Genomic DNA, 20,561 nt, shown 5'->3' on the forward strand with positions numbered 1-20,561 from the left:
ACCACTCAACCAACAGGGATTCTCATGGCAGTGATTCGTCATCACGTCGGCAAGCGTCTGTCGGAAATCGCCGTGCATAACGGCACCGTGTATCTGGCCGGCCAGATCGCGGAAGACGCCGATCAGGATATCGGCGGCCAGACGCGTGAAGTGCTCGGCCACATCGATCGTCTGCTAGCCGAAGTGAATAGCGACAAGTCGCATCTGCTGTCGGTGCAGATTTTCATCGCCGATATGGCGCATTTCGCCGGCATGAACGCGGTGTGGGACGAGTGGGTCGCGCAGGGCGCCACGCCGCCGCGCGCCACCGTCGAAGCGAAGCTCGCGAACCCGAAATGTCTCGTCGAAGTCGTCGTGGTGGCCGCGCAGCGCAACTGACGTTCGCCGTACTCCCGGTTGTCGTGGCAGGTGCGCCTGCCCATGCGGCTGACGCGGGGCTGTCGCGGGGCTTGACGCGGTAGCCATCGTCGCCGTCGTTGTTGTCATTGTTGTCACATCGCTGTTATGTAGGCCCGCCCGCTTGCCCGCGGCACGCCGCGGGCCGTCGCATCATGAATACCGAAACCTCGCCGACCGCTCCCGCTTCCACCCCATCGTTCGACGATGCGCTCGCGTTCGTGCGCGCACACGCGGGAGAGGCGCGGCTGTCGACGGGCGAGTTGCTCGCCGAGCACGCGGCGGGCACCGCGTCGATCATGCGCACGCTGAACGTCGATCCGCCGGCGGTGCTGGCGGCCGCACTGTTCGGACTGACGCCGCATCTCGAAGATCCTGAGCAGGTGATTGCCGCGAAGTTCGGCGAAGAAGTCGCGCGACTGGTCGCCGACGTGCGCAAGCTGTTGCGCCTCGGCACGGTCAGCCTGCGCGCCGCGGCGCAGAGCGCGCTGCCCGATTCCGGCGGACGCGAAGCGCAGGCGGCGCGTCGCGCGCAGGTCGAAGCGCTGCGCAAGATGCTGCTCGCGTTCGCGCAGGATATTCGCGTCGTGCTGATCCGGCTCGCATCGCGGCTGCAGTCGCTGCGCTACTACGCGGCCGCGAAGCTCGCGCCGTCGCCGGATGTCGCGCGCGAGACGCTCGACGTCTATGCGCCGCTGGCGAACCGGCTCGGCATCTGGCAGTTGAAGTGGGAACTCGAAGACCTCGCGTTCCGCTTCGAGGAACCGGTCACCTACAAACGCATCGCGAAGCTGCTCGACGAAAAGCGCGTCGAGCGCGAAACATACGTTGCCGAAGCGATCGGGCGGCTGCAGCGCGAACTGTCGGCCGCGCATATTCGTGCCGAGGTGAGCGGGCGGCCAAAACATATCTACAGCATCTGGCGCAAGATGCGCGGTAAAGATCTCGACTTCTCCGAGCTCTACGACGTGCGCGCGTTTCGCGTGATCGTGCCGGACATCAAAGACTGCTACACCGTGCTCGGGATCGTGCACAACCTGTGGCAGCCGGTGCCGAGGGAATTCGACGACTATATTTCGCGGCCGAAGCCGAATGGCTACAAGTCGCTGCATACGGTCGTGATCGGCGATGACGGGCGCGCGTTCGAAGTGCAGATCCGCACGCAGGAGATGCATCAGTTCGCCGAATATGGCGTGGCCGCGCACTGGCGTTACAAGGAAGCGGGCCCGCGCGGCTATGGCGGACAGTTCAGCGCGAGCGGCTCGTACGACGAGAAGATCGCGTGGCTGCGCCAGTTGCTGGCGTGGAAGGACGATGTGTCGGAGCGCGAGCAGCGCGCATCGGGCGCGCCCGCTCAGCACGAAGACGAGCGCGACGATGAACCTGATCGTGCCGCTGACGCAAGCCTCGGCGCCGCCCCGGGCGGCGCGCGCGACGATATGGACCCGGCGCGCCAGCCGTGGCGGCATCTGCGCGACGCGACGTTCGACGACGACCACATCTATACGCTCACGCCGCAGGCGCGCGTGATTCCGTTGCCGCACGGCTCGACGCCGCTCGACTTCGCGTATCACCTGCACAGCGATCTCGGACACCGTTGCCGCGGCGCGCGCGTCGACGGCGCGATGGTGCCGCTCAACACGCCGCTGCAGAACGGACAGACGGTGGAAATCGTCGCGGTGAAAGAGGGCGGCCCGTCGCGCGACTGGCTGAACCCGCAGCTCGGCTATCTGCGCAGCAGCCGCGCGCGGCAGAAAGTGCGCGCATGGTTCAATGCGGTCGATTCAGCGGAGAACATCGCGAACGGCCGCGCGCTCGTCGAGAAGACGCTGCAGCGCGAGGGCAAGACGTCGGTCAATCTCGATCAGCTTGCCGCGAAGCTCGGCTTCAAGGCGCCGGAAGAGTTGTACGCGGTGGTCGGCAAGGACGAGTTCAGTCTGCGCCTGATCGAACAGGCGTTGCACGATGCACCGCCCGCGGAACCGGAAGTCGAAGCGCCCGAGCAGTTCGAAAAGCGCAGCAGCGGCGCAAGCGTTGCGCATGGCGCATCGACGGGCGTGCTGGTGGTCGGCGTCGATGCGCTGCTCACGCAACTCGCGCGTTGCTGCCGGCCGGCGCCGCCCGACGATATCGCCGGCTTCGTCACGCGCGGCAAAGGGATGTCGGTGCATCGCAGCGATTGCCCGACCTTTCTGCGCATGGCGGCAAGGGCGCCGGAACGCGTGCTGCAGACCACGTGGTCCGCCGATGTGATGAGCGGGCGCGGGCAGTCGGTGTATCCGGTGGACCTTGCGATCGAAGCGACCGATCGGCAAGGCTTGCTGCGCGATATCTCCGAAGTGTTCGCGCGCGAGAAGATGAACGTGATCGGCGTAAAGACGCAATCGCGCCGCAACGCGGCTTTCATGATGTTCACCGTCGAGGTGTCGAGTGCGTCGCAGATTCAGCGTGCGTGCACGCTGCTCGGCGAAGTGACAGGTGTCGTGCGCGCGGGGCGTAAGGGATGAATGCGCGTGGGGTTCGGGGCGCTTTGCGGCTGCTTCACGCTCGCTTGACGCCCCGCTTTACGGCTCGCTCCATGGCCTGCTTCACGGTCCACTTCGCGGCCCACTTCACGGTCCGCTCCACGGCCGTTATGCGGGCCGCTGTTGGGTCGCGCCGGAGGCCGTTTTGTGGGCGCTTTGTCGGGTGTTTCGGCTCGCGCAAAAATGACCGGTTTTTTAAAGCCGGCGCATAAAAATACTTGCCAACACTCTGAGTGCTCCATATAATCTCGTCTTCTTCAGGCTCGTAGCTCAGCTGGTTAGAGCACCACCTTGACATGGTGGGGGTCGTTGGTTCGAGTCCAATCGAGCCTACCAACGAAAATCGAAATATCGGTGAATTGCGGCGGGTTTTTGCAGTCATCGTTGTTTCACCAATCCGCAAGCGGCGCGAACACAGTTCGCGTCAATATAGCGAGCATGGTTATGACACCGCGAACGTTGACCGAAACCACTTCGGAGCGACGCTAGTCGAGGATCCTGTTCGCCTTATCGCCATTGCGATTTGCTGGAAAGTGAATGCGGCCCCTCGAAAGCGGGGCCGCATTTTTTTTGCCTCGGTTTCGTTCTCGGTTTTTGCGTTTTTGATTTGTCACAGTCGTTTTTAAACGAATCGTTGCAGCCGCCGCCGGCCGGTCGGCATCACGGAGAAAACAATGGTTTCGATACGTCTGCCCGATGGTTCAGTTCGACAGTACGATCACCCCGTGACGGTCGCCGAAGTTGCGGCGTCGATCGGTCCGGGACTCGCGAAGGCGGCGCTCGGCGGCAAGCTCGACGGCGAACTCGTCGATACGTCGGCGCTGATCGACCACGATGCGTCGCTCGCCATCGTTACGGATAAGGACGCGGACGGCCTCGACATCATCCGTCACTCGACGGCGCACCTGCTCGCGTACGCGGTCAAGGACCTGTTCCCGGAAGCGCAAGTGACGATCGGTCCGGTGATCGACAACGGCTTCTACTACGACTTTTCCTACAGCCGTCCGTTTACGCCCGAAGATCTTGAGAAGATCGAAAAGCGCATGCAGGAGCTCGCGAAGAAAGACGAGCCCGTGTCGCGGCGTGTGGTGTCGCGCGACGAGGCGATCGAATACTTCAAGAGCATCGGCGAGAAGTACAAGGCGGAAATCATCGAGTCGATTCCGGCCAGTGACGAGATCAAGCTCTATTCGCACGGCGGCTTCACGGATCTGTGTCGCGGTCCGCACGTGCCGTCCACGGGCAAGCTGAAAGTCTTCAAGCTGATGAAGCTGGCGGGCGCCTACTGGCGCGGCGACGCGAAGAACGAGCAGTTGCAGCGTATCTACGGCACGGCCTGGACGAAGAAGGAAGATCAGGACGCGTACCTGCATATGCTCGAGGAAGCGGAAAAGCGCGATCACCGCAAGCTCGGCAAGCAACTCGACCTGTTCCACATGCAGGACGAGTCGCCGGGCATGGTGTTCTGGCATCCGCGCGGCTGGACGCTGTGGCAGCAGGTCGAGCAATACATGCGCCGCCGCGTGAACGAGGCCGGCTATCTCGAGATCAAGACGCCGATGATCATGGACCGCTCCCTCTGGGAGGCATCGGGCCACTGGCAGAACTATCGCGAAAACATGTTCACGACGGAATCGGAAAAGCGCGACTACGCGATCAAGCCGATGAACTGTCCGGGCCATGTGCAGGTGTTCAATCACGGTCTGCGTTCGTATCGCGACCTGCCGTTGCGTTTCGCGGAATTCGGTTCGTGCCACCGCAACGAGGCATCGGGCGCGCTGCACGGGTTGATGCGCGTGCGCGGCTTCGTGCAGGACGATGCCCACATTTTCTGCACGGAAGATCAGTTCATCAGCGAGTCGATCGCGTTCAACACGCTCGCGATGAGCGTCTATCAGGATTTCGGCTTCGATCAGGTCGAGATCAAGCTGTCGTTGCGCCCGGACGCGCGCGCCGGCACGGACGAAACGTGGGATCGTGCGGAAGAAGGGCTGCGCGAGGCCTTGCGCGCGTGTGGCGTGCAGTGGGAAGAGCTGCCGGGCGAAGGCGCGTTTTACGGTCCGAAGGTCGAGTACCACATCAAGGACGCGCTGGGACGGTCCTGGCAATGTGGCACGCTGCAGCTCGACATGGTGCTGCCGGAGCGCCTCGGCGCCGAGTTCGTCGCCGAAGACAACACGCGTCGGCGACCGATCATGCTGCACCGGGCAATCGTCGGATCCATGGAGCGTTTCCTCGGCATTCTGATCGAGCACCACGCTGGTGCAATGCCTGCGTGGCTTGCGCCTTTACAGGTTGTGGTCATGAATATCGCGGAAAGTCAGGCCGAGTATGCGAAAAATCTGGCCCAATCGTTGCAAAAACAAGGGGTTAGAGTTGAGGCCGATTTGCGCAACGAGAAAATAAGCTATAAAATACGCGAGCACACGCTTCAGAAGGTCCCGTACCTACTGGTTGTCGGGGACAAGGAGCGTGAAGCGCAAACGGTAGCCGTGCGTGCCCGTGGCGGCGTCGATCTGGGTGTCATGCCCGTCGATGCGTTCAGTGAACGTCTGCGTCAGGAAGTGCAGTCGTTCCAATAACCACCTGGCAGCGCGGCCGTTTTTTTTCAATTTTTAGAGGAAACGTAACATCGCTACTGATAAGTCGTCGCATCGCATCAACGGTGAAATTACCGCACCTGAGGTGCGTCTGGTCGGAGTCAACAACGAACCGCTCGGAATCGTCAAACTACCTGATGCGTTCCGTATGTCGGAACAGCAGGACGTAGATCTGGTCGAAATTGCCCCACAGGCGGTCCCACCGGTTTGCCGGTTGATGGACTACGGCAAGTTCAAGTACCAGGAAGCGAAGAAGCAGCACGAAGCGAAGCTGAAGCAAAAGGTCATCCAGGTGAAGGAAGTCAAATTCCGCCCGGGTACCGATGATGGCGATTACAACGTCAAGCTCCGCAATCTCGTGCGCTTCCTTGAAGACGGCGACAAGACGAAAATCACGTTGCGTTTCCGTGGCCGCGAAATGGCTCACCAGGAAATCGGTATGCGCATGCTCGAGCGCCTGCGCACCGACCTCGACGAGGTCGGTCAGGTCGAGCAGATGCCGAAGATGGAAGGCCGCCAGATGATCATGGTGCTGGCGCCGAAGAAAAAGAAGTAAGCTCGCGCATCGTCGATGTGCGCTGCGATTGCCGAAGCCGGTGCTTGCAGGTAGTCGCAGGGGGCTCTCGCAGATTGAGTTTGGATTCAGGTTTAGCAGCACGTGCAGGAATCGAACGGTGCCTGGTCGCAATCTGTGCGGCGAAGCCCGGCAAAGATTCGGAACGGCGCCCGCACCGGGTAGTATCGCGGGCGTTTGTCTGAAAGCAGTGGCCGCATCGTTACAGCGTCGGCCGTCTGCATACCAAGTGGACTGGGTTTCGAAGGGCGGGTGAAGGGCCGTCAAGGCCAACCGCACACCCATATCCATCAAATAATGGAGTTGTTCGTCATGCCTAAGATGAAGACCAAGAAGAGCGCTGCCAAGCGCTTCAAGGTGCGTCCGGGCGGGACCGTCAAGCGCGGTCAAGCCTTCAAGCGTCACATCCTTACGAAGAAAACCACGAAGAACAAGCGTCATCTGCGCGGTTCCACGTCTGTCCATGAAACCAACATGGACTCCGTGCGCGCAATGCTGCCGTTCGCGTAACCCCTTAACCGACACTCAAAGGAGCGAAACATGCCTCGAGTCAAACGTGGGGTTACCGCACGGGCCCGTCACAAGAAGATCATCAAGCTGGCCAAGGGTTACCGCGGCCGTCGCAATAACGTCTACCGCATCGCCAAGCAGGCGGTGATGCGTGCGGGCCAGTACGCGTACCGCGATCGCCGCAACAAGAAGCGTGTGTTCCGCGCATTGTGGATCACGCGTATCAACGCGGCCGTGCGTCAGCATGACATGACGTACAGCGTGTTCATCAACGGCCTGAAGAAGGCGTCGATCGAACTCGACCGCAAGGTGCTGGCCGACATGGCGGTGTTCGACAAGGCTGCTTTTGCGGCAATCGTTCAGCAGGTGAAAGCCGCCGTTGCAGCCTGATCGTGCCCGGTGCGCCTTCGGTGCACCACCGGCGTCAGAAGCAGACGCCCGGTAACTGCAAGGTTCGTTGCAGCGAATACCCGGCCCCCGGTGACGCTGCAACAAAAACGGGGCTCCTCACCGAGCCCCTTTTTTGTTGGTCGAGCCGGATTTGCTTCAAATTGAACACTGACGTTGACAAGATGGGATCAATGGACCTGGACCAAATCGTCGCCGACGCGCAAGGCGCCTTCGAACACGCCACTGACGTCACCACGCTCGAAAACGAGAAGGCGCGCTTTCTCGGCAAGTCGGGCGCGCTGACCGAACTGCTGAAGGGGCTCGGCAAGCTCGATCCCGACGCGCGCAAGACCGAAGGCGCGCGCATCAACGTCGCAAAACAACAGGTCGAAGCGGCGCTCACCGCGCGCCGCCAGGCACTCGCCGATGCGCTGCTGAACCAGCGCCTCGCTGCCGAGGCGATCGACGTCACGTTGCCCGGTCGCGGCGCCGATGCCGGCAGTCTGCATCCGGTGATGCAGACGTGGGAGCGTGTCGAACAGATTTTCGGATCGATTGGCTTTGACGTGGCCGACGGTCCCGAAATCGAAACCGACTGGTACAACTTCACCGCGCTGAACAGCCCGGAAAATCATCCGGCGCGTTCGATGCAGGACACGTTCTACGTCGACGGCAAGGATGCCGACGGCCGTCCGCTGCTGCTGCGCACGCATACGAGTCCGATGCAGGTGCGTTACGCGCGTACCCATACGCCGCCGATCAAGGTGATCGTGCCGGGCCGCACCTATCGCGTCGACAGCGACGCGACCCATTCGCCGATGTTCAACCAGGTCGAAGGACTGTGGATCGAGGAGAACATCAGCTTCGCGGACCTGAAGGGCGTCTATAGCGATTTCCTCAAGAAATTCTTCGAGCGCGACGATATTCAGGTGCGTTTCCGCCCGTCGTACTTTCCGTTCACCGAGCCGTCGGCCGAGATCGACATGATGTTCGAGCACGGCAAGAACGCGGGCCGGTGGCTCGAAATTTCCGGCTCGGGGCAGGTGCATCCGACGGTCGTGCGCAACATGGGCCTCGACCCGGAGCGCTACATCGGCTTCGCATTCGGCAGCGGCCTCGAGCGTCTGACGATGCTGCGCTACGGCGTGCAGGATCTGCGTCTGTTCTTCGAAAACGACCTGCGCTTTTTGCGGCAGTTCGCGTGATGCCGCCGCGGCGGCCGCTGCTGCGCAATGACGCGCAGCGCGCCGCGAGCAAGCCGCGTAGCAGGCGTGGCGCGGGCGCACGACTGCATGAAGATGCGTCGCCCCGCGCTAGCCGGACGTTGACTCAACCCGTTTAAAACGTACAGAACCATGCAATTTCCGGAATCCTGGCTCCGATCCTTCGTCGATCCGCAACTGACGACCGAGCAACTGTCGCATGCGCTGACGATGGCCGGTCTCGAAGTCGAAGATCTGCGGCCGGTCGCGCCGCCGACCTCGAAGATCGTCGTCGGCCGCGTGCTCGAGGTGGTCAAGCACCCGGACGCGGACAAGCTCAACGTCTGCCAGGTCGACGCCGGCACGGGTGCGACGCTGAACATCGTGTGCGGCGCACCGAATGTCGCGCCGGGCATCAAGGTGCCGGTTGCGCTGGTCGGCGCGCAACTGCCGCCGGCCGAAGAGGGTGGCGCGCCGTTCGCCATCAAGCTGTCGAAGCTGCGTGGCGTTGAGAGCCAGGGCATGTTGTGCTCCGCACGCGAACTGAAGCTTTCGGAAGATCACAGCGGCCTTCTGATCCTGCCTGAAGATACGCCGATCGGCCAGGACATCCGCGACACGCTGAAGCTCGACGATACGATCTTCGAAGTCAAGCTGACGCCGAACAAGGCGGACTGCCTGTCGGTATTCGGCATTGCGCGCGAGACGGCGGCGATCACCGGCGCGGCGCTCAAACCGGTCGACATCAAGCCGGCGCCCGTTGCGCTGAACGAAACGCTGCCGGTGAAGATTTCCGCGCCCGATCTGTGCGGCCGCTTCTCGGGCCGCGTGATCCGCGGCGTGAACGCGCGCGCGAAGACGCCGCACTGGATGGTCGAGCGTCTCGAGCGTTCCGGCCAGCGCAGCATCTCGGCGCTCGTCGATATCTCGAACTATGTGATGCTCGAACTCGGCCGTCCGTCGCACGTGTTCGATCTGGACAAGATTCACGGTTCGATGGATGTGCGCTGGGGCAAGCGCGGTGAGACGCTGAAGTTGCTGAACGGCAATACGATCGAAGTGGACGAAACGGTCGGCGTGATCGCGGACGATCGCCATATCGAGAGCCTTGCCGGCATCATGGGCGGCGACAGCACGTCGGTGACGCTCGATACGACCAACATTTATCTCGAAGCGGCGTTCTGGTGGCCCGATAGCATCCGCGGCCGCTCGCGCCGGTACAACTTCTCGACCGACGCCGGACATCGTTTCGAGCGCGGCGTCGACTACGCGACGACCGCCGAGCACATCGAGCGGATCACGCAGCTGATCCTCGACATCTGCGGCGGCAAGGCGGGTCCGATCGACGATCAGATCATCAATGTGCCGAAGCGCGAGCGCGTGAAGATGCGTGTCGCGCGCGCGCAGCGGATCATCGGTATCGCGATCGGCGCCGACGAGATTGCGGATATTTTCACGCGCCTCGGTCTCGAGTATGTGCGCGACGGCGATACGTTTGCCGTGACGCCGCCGCCGTACCGCTTCGACATCGAAATCGAAGAGGATCTGATCGAGGAAGTCGCGCGCATTTACGGCTTCGAAAAGATTCCGGCGCGACCGCCCGTTGCAAAAAGCGAAATGCGCGCGACGAACGAAACGCGTCGCTCGATCCATGCGCTGCGCCACGCGCTGGCCGCGCGCGATTACGCGGAGACGGTCAACTTCAGTTTCGTCGATGCCGAATGGGAACAGGATTTCGCCGGCAACAGCAACCCGGTGCGCCTGCTCAATCCGATCGCCAGCCAGTTGTCGGTGATGCGCACGACGCTGTTCGGCAGCCTGATCCATGTGCTGCGCCACAACCTGAATCGCCGCGCCGATCGCATCCGCGTCTTCGAGGCGGGCCGCGTGTTCCTGCACGACCCGTCGATCGCCGCGGGCGAGATGACGGTCGAAGGCTTCGCGCAGCCGAAGAGGCTGGGTGCGCTCGCTTACGGCCCGGTGCTCGACGAGCAGTGGGGCGCAGCGACGCGCGCAGTCGATTTCTTCGATGTGAAGGGCGACGTCGAAGCGCTGCTGACGCCGGCGCTGGCGTCCGCTGCGCGCTTCGTGAAGGCCGAGCATCCGGCGCTGCATCCGGGCCGCAGCGCGCGCATCGAACTCGACGGCCGCGCGGTCGGCTGGATCGGTGAACTGCATCCGCGCTGGATGCAGAAGTATGATCTGCCGCACGCGCCGATCCTGTTCGAAATCGATGCGGAAGCACTGATGCGGCGTGATTTGCCGAGCCCGAGCGACGTGTCGAAATTCCCGCCGGTGCGGCGCGATATTGCCGTCGTCGTCGACCAGAAAATCGAGGTTCAGGCGCTGCTCGACGAGATGCAAAAGGCCCTGTCGACGGACGCGTGCAAGACCGTTCAGAGGGTTGCGCTTTTCGACGAATTTCGTCCAAAATCAAGTACTTCCGGTGGGCTGGCAGCTCATGAGAAAAGCCTTGCGTTCCGTGTGACCTTGCAAGATACTGGTGGGACCCTTCAGGATGAAACGGTCGATCTGGCCATTCAAACCCTGGTGGATCGTCTGGCTCGAGCATATGGCGCACGGTTGCGCGGATAACCCGCAGGGCGGGTTAGTCACGGTTATTCCCGCATTCTTCGTTTCAGTTTGCGCGCCATCTGATTAGATATGAATGAAATGAACTCGAGTGATTTCGAAGCCCTTCTTACGGCGCAACGCAGCGCCATGATTCGCGATATCCCGACATCATCCGCCGGCGCATCGGGCGAAACGCCGACGCTGACGAAGGCCGAACTTGCCGAGTTGCTGTTCGACAATGTCGGGCTCAACAAGCGCGAAGCGAAGGACATGGTCGAGGCGTTCTTCGAAGTGATCCGCGATGCGCTGGAAAGCGGCGACAGCGTGAAGCTGTCCGGCTTCGGCAACTTTCAGTTGCGCGACAAACCGCAGCGTCCCGGCCGGAATCCGAAGACGGGCGAAGCGATTCCGATCGCCGCGCGCCGCGTCGTCACGTTTCACGCAAGTCAAAAGCTGAAGGCGCTCGTTGAAAACGGCGCCGAAGCGAGCCTGACGCGCTGATCGATAGCTGATCGATATTAGAATCGATACGCGCGCGTTTCCGCGCAACCACCACGACGGCTAACTGACGATGACAGCGACGATCGAAAAAGTCGTCTTGCCTCCGATTCCGGCGAAGCGCTATTTCACCATCGGTGAAGTGAGCGAACTATGTGGCGTGAAGCCCCATGTGCTGCGTTATTGGGAGCAGGAGTTCACGCAGTTGCGGCCGGTCAAGCGGCGCGGCAATCGGCGGTATTACCAGCATCACGAGGTGCTGCTGATTCGCCGGATTCGCGAGTTGCTGTATGAGCAGGGCTTCACGATCAACGGCGCGCGCAATCGTCTCGACTCGCACGGCGGCGCGCAACGCGAAGCGGACGAACGCGAAGAAGCCGAAGCGCCGGTGGTGACGACGTCGATGGCCAGCGTCGATGTCGATCAGTTGCGCAAGGAATTGCTGCATGTGATCGATCTGCTCGGGCATTGAGCGGCGAAACAGCGTGAGGCAGTGCAAGGGTATGCTCAGCGAGCATCGTGTCTGTTATACTTGCCGACTTTCGGGGCGTAGCGCAGCCTGGTAGCGTACCTGCATGGGGTGCAGGTGGTCGGAGGTTCAAATCCTCTCGCCCCGACCAGATTCATCAGAAAACCCGCGTCGGCTTAATGCTGGCGCGGGTTTTTTGTTGGGCGTGTCGGTCATGACATCGTTCGTACACGGCACGCTGCTCACCACACGCCATTCGAAAAAAAGCGCCATCAATCTTAGACAGCTCCGTCAAGCTTAAAAGCCGCGGACGCGCATCCAAATCCGATCCGCTCGAAGCAGCAGACCATGCGAGCATGGCAGCAAAAGATCGCGAAGCGAAGTGCGACATCCATCCTGGCCGTTTCGACAAACATCACACACCACCGGCCATCAAACACGCTATCCGCCGCCGCCACGCATTCGCGTAAACACCTAACACCGTTGCTTTTCATTCCCGTCGAATAGCGTGCTGATATATGATATATCAGGTCATTTTCCACCCCGCAGGTCCACCATGCTCGATCCGTCGTTGCTTGGCCGTTTGTCCTTCACGCATGCTGAGCCATCGAAGGGTCCGCTGCCACCCGGGCGCCACCGTCTGGGCCTCGCGGACGAGCGCGACGCGGTGTTGTTCGTCCCTGAAGGTCTGAGCGAAGACACGCCGGTGCCGCTCTTCGTGATGTTCCACGGAGCGGGCGGCTTCCCGGAGAAAGTGCTGCCCTTCATCGAAACACACGCGCAGCAACATCGCTTTCTCGTGCTCGCGCCGCATTCGACCTATCCGACGTGGGACATCGTGATCGGCGGCAATGGCCCGGACCTCGAACGCCTGCATCAGGCCTTGACCGAAGTCACTTCGCGCTATCGGGTCGACCGTCGCCATCTTGCCTTTGCAGGCTTCTCGGACGGCGCAAGCTACGCGCTATCGATCGGCGTGACGAACGGCGATATCGTCAGCCACGTCATTGCATTTTCCGGCGGATTCTTTTCGATCTTCATGCAGGAGGGCGCGCCGCAGGTGCTGATCGCGCACGGTCTCCAGGATGAACAGTTGCCGGTCGCAACCAGCGGCCGCGCGAATGCAGCGAAACTCAAGGCGGCCGGGTACGACGTGCACTATATCGAGTTCAACGGCCCGCACGCGATTCAGCCGCCGGTCGTCGAACTCGCGGTCGACTTCTTTCTGAAGCAACATCCAGAAGACTGATGCACGCGGGCCGGATAATCAGCCAGCGGAAACGAGCGCTCATCATCGGGAGGCGCGCTAATGGATTTTGAAATACCGGAATCGTTGATCCACCCGCTGCTCGGCATGATCGGCAGCAGTTCTCCGCTTGCGAAACAACTGGCGGCGCACGGCATCTGTCACGGCAACATGGTCGTGTCGAGCCGGCTGTTCGATGCGAAGTCGCTGAACTCGCTGTACACGCTGTGCAAGTCGCAGAACGATCGCGGACTGATGTTCCAGATGCTTGCGCTCGACGGCATCCACAACGCGCCGCAGGCGCGCGTGATTCCGTCGCTGGATCAACTGGTGCCGGGCCTGATCGCGTATCTCGGCCGCGAGGCGACCGACGGCTGGCTGTATCGGCGCAACAAGGACGGCACGCTATTGCCGTGGCTTGTGAACCGGATCCGCCATGTCGAGCCGGAGCAGGGCATGCCGTACGTCGTCGTCGATATGGTCGCGAACACGATGCAATCGGCGAATTCGGAGCAGACCGACTACAGCAAGCGGCGCTCCGGCATGACGACATCGCTGATGTTCAATCGCAGCGACATCGTCGATCGCACGATTCCCGAACTGCTCGCCGAATTCGGCTTCTATAAGGAGTGCGCGGAGTTCAGGCAGGAATACGAGCAGCACGCGCAAAAATTCCTGAAGTACCAGCGCCGCTTCGGTGCGCAGTTCGTCGTCACGAAGTCGGTGTTCACGACGGACGCGAAGGGCGCGCCGGAACTCGCGCGGATTGTCGACGGCATCACCGCGAAGTGCGTGAACGACGAGGAACAGCTCGAGCGCCGCTTCGAAATGACTTGCGATCCGGGCTTCTGGCGCAATGCCGGGATCGAATCCGGTTTCGACAGGATTCCGTTGCATTGTTACGTGCACCTGTTCCACCTCGAGTGGCACAAGAATATCTGGGCGCACGTGCAGCATATGAGCGAGTATCGCTACCAGCCGGAGTTGCGCGACAAGCTGGTGCTGCCCGGCGATCACCGCGATCTGATCGATATCCTGACGTCGAACATGAACGTGCTCGTGCAGGACTTCGTGCAGGGCAAATCGGGCGGCACGACCATTCTGTGCCAGGGCTCGCCCGGACTCGGCAAGACGCTGACCGCGGAGATCTACGCGGAAGTGGTCGGCAAGCCGCTTTACCGCGTGCATTCGGGACAGCTCGGCACGACGGCCGCATCGGTCGGCGCGGCGCTCACCGGCGTGCTGCGTCGCGCGACGCGCTGGGACGCGATCCTGTTGCTCGATGAGGCGGACGTCTATATCCGGCGCCGCGACAACGATCTCGAGCACAACGCGATCGTCGCTGAATTCCTGCGCACGCTCGAGTATTTCAACGGGCTCATGTTCATGACGACCAATCGCATCGGCGACGTCGACGATGCGATCCTGTCGCGCTGCATCGCGACGATCCACTACGAGACGCCGTCGAAGGCCGATGCGACGCACCTCTGGAAACTGCTTGCGGAGCAGTTCGGCGCGGACCTCGACGACGCGCTGATCGAAGAGCTGACGGTTCGCTATCCGAAGGCGAGCGGGCGCGACATCAAGGAATTGCTGAAGCTCGCGACACGTTATTGCAAGGCCAAACAGCTGCCGTTGAGCGAAGACGTGTTTCGTCTCTGCGCGCTGTTCCGCGGACACACGTGACGCGCGCGGCGTGCTGACGCCGCGGTCCGCGTCAGCAAGTGGTTCGCACAGGGGGAGTTCGTTCGCACGCGCATCGCGCGGCGCGGCAGAACACATCGCAGCAGAACACATCGCAGCAAAGCACAACGCAGCAAAGCACAACGCAACGCCCCCAAACCCTTCCCACTCTCCCACGCCAACCCGCGCGCGCACAAGCCGATGCTTCGGCTTCGCCCATCAGCCGCGACTTCTCTCCCCATCGATGCCGCGACAACAGCATCGCCGCTATCCTGGCACAGCACCGCGCATCACACGTCGACCGCTTGCCGCTCGCGCCCCCGCACGCAACCAGATCGAATAGGACGATCCATGAGGCCTTGCGCGCGACGGCTTTCGATCATCTGACGTCGATATCACTCCGCTCATAAAAACGGAGATACGCATGCGTCTTATCCGTCACGAGCCCGCCAGGCAGTCGGGACACTTTTCGGCGACTGGAGTGACGCAGCCCGAAGTCGACTTCCAGAACCGCGAAATCGATGCGATCCTGACGGAGGTCGCCGTTCTGACGCAAGCGGACCGAGTCTGCCCGAATGCGTTGCCGGCCGGGTCACAAGCGCCCGGCACCCGAGCCGGCCACAGCGGAATTAGAGGAAGGGCTCTTCAGGATTCGCGAACGCTTGCCGATATACGGACTGAAGTGCGTCCACACGTTTCGTGTGCCTGAACAACGATTCGCGCGACGGCGGGAGATCAGTCGACGCGAGGCGGATCGTCTTATCGTCCGCTGCGAAGGGGATTTCATGACTGCAAACGCGTGCATGGCTGTCATCAAACGTCCACACAATTGCGGCATCTGACCGATATCCCGCGCCGGAGGCCCAGTTGATAAGGCAAGTCCTAGGTAGCCTGCTTGTGACGCTTTGCGCGGCCAGCGCGCACGCCGCCAGCGGTCCGGACTGCTCGCGCCCGTTTACGCTTGCGCTGCACGACCACGGGCTGCTGTATTCGCTCGCCACCGATACCGGCATCGACAAGGATTTCGCCGACGAACTGGCGCGCCGCAGCGGCTGCGAGATTCGCGTGAGCCTGATGTCGCGTGCGCGCATCTGGAAGCTGATCGAGTCCGGCGCGCTCGATTTCAGCCTGTCCGGCATCACCAACGACGAGCGCGATCAGTACGCGTCGTTCGCGTGGTACTTCAGCGACAAGTACTATCTATTGGTGCGCAAGGACGCGGGCATCCGGAGTCTGTCCGACTTCGAGCGCGACGATCGCTCCCAGCTCGGCGTGATCCGCAGCTTCCGCTATAGCGATTCTGCCAACCAGCTGGTCGATACGCTGTCCGCCGAGAACCGCGTCAGTCTTGCGGGCGGTCTCGAGCCGCTCTATCAGGCGCTGACCATGAAGCGCATCCAGGGGATGATCATCGAGCCGTTCGACTACCCGGTGGTCGACGAGAAGCAGATTCGCGACATCACGACAATCATCGAATTCAACGATCCCGCGGTGCCGCACGGCCTCATCATGTCGAAGAAGGCGTTGCCCGCGGCGCAACGGGAAAAATGGCGCGCGTTAGTCGACGAGATGCGCGCGGACGGCACGGTGCGGCGCATTTTCCGTAAATATTTCAAACCCGACCTCGCCGACTCGATGGTCGATTTTCCGACGCCGCCGTGAACCGGGCGCGCCTGATCCTGATCCCGCTGCTGGTGCTCGCCTCCTCGTTGATGCTGACGTGGACGGTGTGGGACCACGAGCGCCATGCTTCGCAGCACGAACTGCGTGCGCAATTCACGTTCGCGCTCGGCGACGCGGTGAGCCGTATCGAACAGCGCATGGCGTCGTACGAGCAGATGCTGCACGGCGTGCAGGCGCTCTTCGTCGCGACCGGTACGCTCGATCGCGAGCGCTTTCGCGACTATATCGGCGCGGTCAACGCCGATGCGAATCTGTCCGGCATCCAGGCGATCGGACTGATCGAGTGGGTTCCGCAACGCGGCCTCGCGAGTCACGTCGCGACGATGCGCCACGTCGCCGGCGCCGACTATGCGGTCGACCCCGTGGGCGAGCGCGACAGCTACGCACCGATCATCGAGCGCATGCCGTTCGCGGACAACCGGCGCGCGGTGCTCGGCTTCGATTCATGGGTGAGCCCGGTGCGCCGCGACGCGCTCGAGAAAGCACGCGACTCCGGGCTCGCGGCAATCTCCGGCAAGGTGCAGCTCGCCTCGGACGTCGGCCGGCAGGACCAGCCGGGCTTCGTGATGTACCTGCCGGTCTATCAGCACGGCGAGCCGATCGATACCGTCGCGCAACGCCGCGCGCATCTGCTCGGCTGGGTCTACGCGGCATTCCGGATGCACGATGTGATCGCGAGCCTGTACGGCGAGGAGCCGCCCGGCCTGTCGCTGGCGATCTACGACGGCGTCGGGACGTCGGCCGCATCGCTGCTGTATCGCTCGTCCGACCCGCAAGCCCATCATGTGCCGTCGGACCTCGTCACGCATGAGTATCTGGTGGTCGGCGGGCACGACTGGACGCTGTCGCTCGCCGCGCAGGATCGCTTTATGGCCCGCTTCGGGCGCAACGCGGAATGGTTGATCGCAGGGACCGGCGGCGGCCTCTCCGTGCTGCTCGCGCTGCTCGCGTGGATCATGGCGACCGGCCGCAGCCGGGCGATGCGGCTCGCGTCGACGATGACGCGCGAGCTACGCGAGAGCGAAGAGAAGTTTCGCGCGATCGCGGACTGCACGGTGAACCTCGAAGTCTGGTGGGGACCGGACGGCAAGCCGCGCTGGATCAATCCGTCAGTCGAGGAATACACCGGCTATACCGTCGACGAATGCATGGCGATGCACGACTTCGCCGGCACGCTGATTCATCCGGACGACATGCCGCGCGTCGCGCCCGAGCTATTGAAGGGCCGCCAGGGGCTGCGCGGCGGCGACCTCGAATTTCGTTGCATCCGCAAGGATAACGCGTTGATCTGGCTGTCCGTGTCGTGGGTGCCGATCTACGATGCGCGAGGCGGGCTGACCGGCTTCCGTATGAGCGGGCGCGACATCACCGAGCGCAAGCGCTTCGAAGCGGAGCTGCGCATTGCAGCGGTGGCCTTCGAATCGCTCGAAGGGATGATGGTGACCGACGCGCACGGCACGATCCTGCGCGTGAACTCGGCATTCACCGTCTGCACCGGCTATACCGCGCAGGAAGTGGTGGGCCGCACGCCGCGCATCCTGCAGTCGGGCCGGCACGACAAGGCGTTCTACCGCGAGATGTGGCAGACGATTCATCGCGACGGCGGCTGGCAGGGCGAGATCTGGGACCGTCGCAAGAACGGCGACATCTACCCGAAATGGCTGACGATTACCGCGGTGACCGGCGAAAACGGCGCGGTCACGCACTACGTCGGCACGCATCACGACATCACCGAGCGCAAGATTGCCGAAGAGCGCATCAAGGAACTCGCGTTCTTCGACGCGTTGACGCGCCTGCCGAACCGCACGCTGCTATGGGACCGGCTCAGGCAGGCGATCGCGGTGAGCGCGCAGAACGGCACATGCGGCGCGCTGCTCTTTATCGATCTCGACAACTTCAAGACGCTCAACGACACGCTCGGCCACGACAAGGGCGACCTGCTGCTGCAACAGGTCGCGCATCGCCTGTCCCGCTGCGTGCGCGAAGGCGATACGGTGGCGCGGGTCGGCGGCGATGAATTCGTGGTCATGCTCGGCAGTCTGAGCGCGCTGCGCGACGAAGCGGCGAATCGCACGGAGGCGGTCGGCGAAACGATTCTCGCGGTGCTGGCCGAACCGTATCAGCTCGACGGCGTCGACTACCGGACCAGCGCGAGCGTCGGCGCGACGGTCTTCCAGGGCCATCAGGCGTCGATCGACGAACTGCTGAAGCAGGCCGACCTGGCGATGTACAAGTGCAAGGAGCGCGGCCGCAATGCGATGTGCTTCTTCGATCCGGCGATGCAGACCGTGGTGGTCGAGCGCGCGGCGCTCGAAGCGGCGCTGCGCCGCGCGATCGACGAAGACCAGCTCCTCGTGCACTACCAGGCGCAGGTCAGCGACGGCGACCGGGTGACCGGCGCCGAAGCGCTGGTGCGCTGGCGGCATCCGGAACGCGGCATCGTGGCGCCGGCCGACTTTATCCCGCTTGCCGAAGAGACCGGGCTGATTCTCGCGCTCGGCGACAAGGTGCTCGAAACCGCGTGTCTGCAGCTCGCGCAGTGGGCGCAGCAGCCGGGCATGGCGCATCTGACGATCGCGGTGAACGTCAGCGCGCAGCAGTTTCGCGAACCGCGTTTCGTCGAGCGGGTGCTGGCGGTGATCGAGCGGACCGGCGCGAATCCGCATCGGCTCAAGCTCGAATTGACCGAGAGCGTGCTGGTCGACAACGTGCAGGACATCATCGAGAAGATGGGCGCACTGAAGGCCGAAGGCGTCGTGTTCTCGCTCGACGACTTCGGCATCGGCTATTCGTCGCTGTCGTATCTGAAGCGGCTGCCGCTCGATCAACTGAAGATCGACCGCTCGTTCGTGCGCGACATTCTGATCGACGCGAACGACGCGGTGATCGCGCGCACCATTGTCGCGCTGGCGCAAAGCCTCGGCCTCGGGGTGATCGCGGAAGGCGTCGAAACCGAAGCGCAACGCGACTTTCTCGCGGGCGCCGGGTGTCACGCGTATCAGGGGTATTACTTCTGCCGGCCGCTGCCGGTCGAAGGGTTCGAGGCGTTTGCGGGCAGCTTCGACGCGCAGCCGTTCGGGTAGAGCGGGCAGGGCGGCGGTGCAATGCGCCGCTGCCGCTGCCGCTGCCGCTGCTTTTGCCACTACCGTTGCCACCACTGTTGCCGCTCTCGCCGCGTATCACAGCGGCGAACGGCTACCAGGCAGCTTGCCGAGCGGTCGCCGCCGCTCCGCTCACCACCGTTATCGCATGGACGTCACTTCACCGCGCCGGTCAGCGACGCATCGATATACGCGTTGATATCCTGCGGCTGCTTGTACACGGTATTGCGGACGTTGAACTTGTCCGCATTCGCGGTCGACCCATAGATCGAATCGAGTCCGTCGCCCTTCGCAAACGCCTTCTTCGCCGCGGCCGCATCGAGCAGATGGGTTCCCTTGAGCAGCGGCAGATACTGCGCGGGCGTGAGGCCGACCCGTGCCGACATGATCTTCACCGCATCCGCCTGCGTCTTCGGATCGTTCACATACGCGACGCAGCGGTACCAGACCTTGATCACCTTTTCCCAGTCCGCCTTGCGCGACGCGAGGCTCGCCGGGTTGACCGTGATCGCGTCGTAGATCAGGCCCGGCGCGTCCGCCGACGTGAAGATCGGATGCGAGCCCGGCACGCGCTTCAATGCCTCGCCGGCATTCGGCTGCCACGCGCCGACCGCGGCGATGTCCTGCGACGACGCGAGCACCTGCGGCAGTTCGTTGGTCTTCGCATTGACGAGCGTCAGGTCCGATTCCTTCATGCCGTGCTTCGACAGCGCGGTATCGAGCAGCAGATGATCGACGAGGCCGATTTCGACGCCGACCTTTTTGCCCTTCAACGCCTCGACCGATTTCGTCGCGGGCCTGGCGACGATCATGTCGTTGCCGCTCGAATAGTCGGTGAGCAGGATCATCACGTTCTTCGCGCCGCTTGCGCCGGTCACGAGCGCATCGCCGTTGGTGATCGTGACGCCGTCGAGCTTGCCCGCCGAAAACGCGTCGAGCGATGCCGAGTAATCGAACCATTCGAACGCGACATCGACTTTCTCCTCCTTGAACCAGCCCTTGTCGATGGCGACCTGGAACAGCACCCAGCCCGGCCAGTCGCTATAGCCGATTTTCAGCGGCGCCGCCGCGTGCGCTGCGGCCGGCGTGAAGCCGACCGCGAGCGCGGCC

Annotated in this window: 15 protein-coding genes and 2 tRNA genes; 16 read left to right on the forward strand and 1 reads right to left on the reverse strand. The window is 62.7% G+C overall.

Annotated elements, in window-relative coordinates:
* Positions 1-24: 24 nt before the first annotated feature.
* The 16 genes from HV675_RS24730 to HV675_RS24805 all read left to right on the forward strand — a co-directional run bounded on the left by HV675_RS24730 (position 25) and on the right by HV675_RS24805 (position 19,433).
* Complete coding sequence (locus HV675_RS24730) at positions 25-378, forward strand: RidA family protein (RefSeq protein WP_175114086.1); 354 nt, start codon at positions 25-27, stop codon at positions 376-378.
* 173 nt (positions 379-551) lie between these two features.
* A complete protein-coding gene (locus HV675_RS24735; RefSeq protein WP_175114087.1) occupies positions 552-2,903 on the forward strand; it encodes a RelA/SpoT family protein in 2,352 nt (783 codons plus the stop codon).
* A 277-nt stretch (positions 2,904-3,180) separates the two neighbouring features.
* Positions 3,181-3,257, forward strand: a tRNA-Val gene (locus HV675_RS24740).
* A gap of 338 nt (positions 3,258-3,595) precedes the next feature.
* Positions 3,596-5,503, forward strand: coding sequence for a threonine--tRNA ligase (thrS, locus tag HV675_RS24745; RefSeq protein WP_175114088.1), 1,908 nt, complete (start codon positions 3,596-3,598; stop codon positions 5,501-5,503).
* Between the two features lie 49 nt (positions 5,504-5,552).
* Complete coding sequence (gene infC / locus HV675_RS24750; RefSeq protein ID WP_175114100.1) at positions 5,553-6,077, forward strand: translation initiation factor IF-3; 525 nt, start codon at positions 5,553-5,555, stop codon at positions 6,075-6,077.
* A gap of 330 nt (positions 6,078-6,407) precedes the next feature.
* Complete coding sequence (gene rpmI / locus HV675_RS24755; RefSeq protein WP_175114101.1) at positions 6,408-6,605, forward strand: 50S ribosomal protein L35; 198 nt, start codon at positions 6,408-6,410, stop codon at positions 6,603-6,605.
* 30 nt (positions 6,606-6,635) lie between these two features.
* Positions 6,636-6,995, forward strand: coding sequence for a 50S ribosomal protein L20 (rplT, locus tag HV675_RS24760; protein WP_006052502.1), 360 nt, complete (start codon positions 6,636-6,638; stop codon positions 6,993-6,995).
* 191 nt (positions 6,996-7,186) lie between these two features.
* Complete coding sequence (gene pheS, locus HV675_RS24765) at positions 7,187-8,200, forward strand: phenylalanine--tRNA ligase subunit alpha (protein ID WP_175114089.1); 1,014 nt, start codon at positions 7,187-7,189, stop codon at positions 8,198-8,200.
* A gap of 150 nt (positions 8,201-8,350) precedes the next feature.
* A complete protein-coding gene (gene pheT, locus HV675_RS24770) occupies positions 8,351-10,792 on the forward strand; it encodes a phenylalanine--tRNA ligase subunit beta (protein ID WP_175114090.1) in 2,442 nt (813 codons plus the stop codon).
* A 69-nt stretch (positions 10,793-10,861) separates the two neighbouring features.
* Positions 10,862-11,272, forward strand: a complete 411-nt coding sequence (locus tag HV675_RS24775; protein ID WP_175114091.1) for an integration host factor subunit alpha — start codon at positions 10,862-10,864, stop codon at positions 11,270-11,272.
* 70 nt (positions 11,273-11,342) lie between these two features.
* Positions 11,343-11,741, forward strand: a complete 399-nt coding sequence (locus tag HV675_RS24780) for a MerR family transcriptional regulator (RefSeq protein WP_175114092.1) — start codon at positions 11,343-11,345, stop codon at positions 11,739-11,741.
* 71 nt (positions 11,742-11,812) lie between these two features.
* Positions 11,813-11,889: transfer RNA gene (locus HV675_RS24785), tRNA-Pro, on the forward strand.
* 405 nt (positions 11,890-12,294) lie between these two features.
* Positions 12,295-12,987 carry an alpha/beta hydrolase gene (locus HV675_RS24790; RefSeq protein WP_175114093.1) on the forward strand — a complete coding sequence of 231 codons (693 nt, stop codon included), beginning with the start codon at positions 12,295-12,297 and terminating at the stop codon, positions 12,985-12,987.
* Between the two features lie 60 nt (positions 12,988-13,047).
* On the forward strand, positions 13,048-14,670 hold the full coding sequence (locus tag HV675_RS24795; protein WP_175114094.1) for an AAA family ATPase: 1,623 nt from the start codon (positions 13,048-13,050) through the stop codon (positions 14,668-14,670).
* A gap of 864 nt (positions 14,671-15,534) precedes the next feature.
* Positions 15,535-16,329: a substrate-binding periplasmic protein gene (locus HV675_RS24800; RefSeq protein ID WP_175114095.1), complete on the forward strand. Its 795-nt coding sequence runs from the start codon at positions 15,535-15,537 to the stop codon at positions 16,327-16,329.
* Positions 16,326-19,433: a bifunctional diguanylate cyclase/phosphodiesterase gene (locus HV675_RS24805; protein WP_175114096.1), complete on the forward strand. Its 3,108-nt coding sequence runs from the start codon at positions 16,326-16,328 to the stop codon at positions 19,431-19,433. Before HV675_RS24800 ends, HV675_RS24805 begins: the two co-directional genes overlap by 4 nt.
* A 173-nt stretch (positions 19,434-19,606) precedes the next feature.
* Here HV675_RS24805 and HV675_RS24810 read toward each other — a convergent pair.
* On the reverse strand, positions 19,607-20,561 hold a 955-nt coding region (locus tag HV675_RS24810), incomplete at its 5' end, for an ABC transporter substrate-binding protein (protein ID WP_175114097.1).

Origin of the sequence: Paraburkholderia solisilvae, assembly GCF_902859875.1 — a bacterium.
GTDB classification, from domain to species: domain Bacteria; phylum Pseudomonadota; class Gammaproteobacteria; order Burkholderiales; family Burkholderiaceae; genus Paraburkholderia; species Paraburkholderia solisilvae.

Bases quoted from the DNA above. Each gene is read 5' to 3' on its own strand.
- HV675_RS24730 (WP_175114086.1), top strand. From the start codon at position 25: ATGGCAGTGATTCGTCATCACGTCGGCAAGCGTCTGTCGGAAATCGCC.
- HV675_RS24735 (WP_175114087.1), top strand. From the start codon at position 552: ATGAATACCGAAACCTCGCCGACCGCTCCCGCTTCCACCCCATCGTTC.
- thrS (WP_175114088.1), top strand. From the start codon at position 3,596: ATGGTTTCGATACGTCTGCCCGATGGTTCAGTTCGACAGTACGATCAC.
- rpmI (WP_175114101.1), top strand. From the start codon at position 6,408: ATGCCTAAGATGAAGACCAAGAAGAGCGCTGCCAAGCGCTTCAAGGTG.
- rplT (WP_006052502.1), top strand. From the start codon at position 6,636: ATGCCTCGAGTCAAACGTGGGGTTACCGCACGGGCCCGTCACAAGAAG.
- pheS (WP_175114089.1), top strand. From the start codon at position 7,187: ATGGACCTGGACCAAATCGTCGCCGACGCGCAAGGCGCCTTCGAACAC.
- pheT (WP_175114090.1), top strand. From the start codon at position 8,351: ATGCAATTTCCGGAATCCTGGCTCCGATCCTTCGTCGATCCGCAACTG.
- HV675_RS24775 (WP_175114091.1), top strand. From the start codon at position 10,862: ATGAATGAAATGAACTCGAGTGATTTCGAAGCCCTTCTTACGGCGCAA.
- HV675_RS24780 (WP_175114092.1), top strand. From the start codon at position 11,343: ATGACAGCGACGATCGAAAAAGTCGTCTTGCCTCCGATTCCGGCGAAG.
- HV675_RS24790 (WP_175114093.1), top strand. From the start codon at position 12,295: ATGCTCGATCCGTCGTTGCTTGGCCGTTTGTCCTTCACGCATGCTGAG.
- HV675_RS24795 (WP_175114094.1), top strand. From the start codon at position 13,048: ATGGATTTTGAAATACCGGAATCGTTGATCCACCCGCTGCTCGGCATG.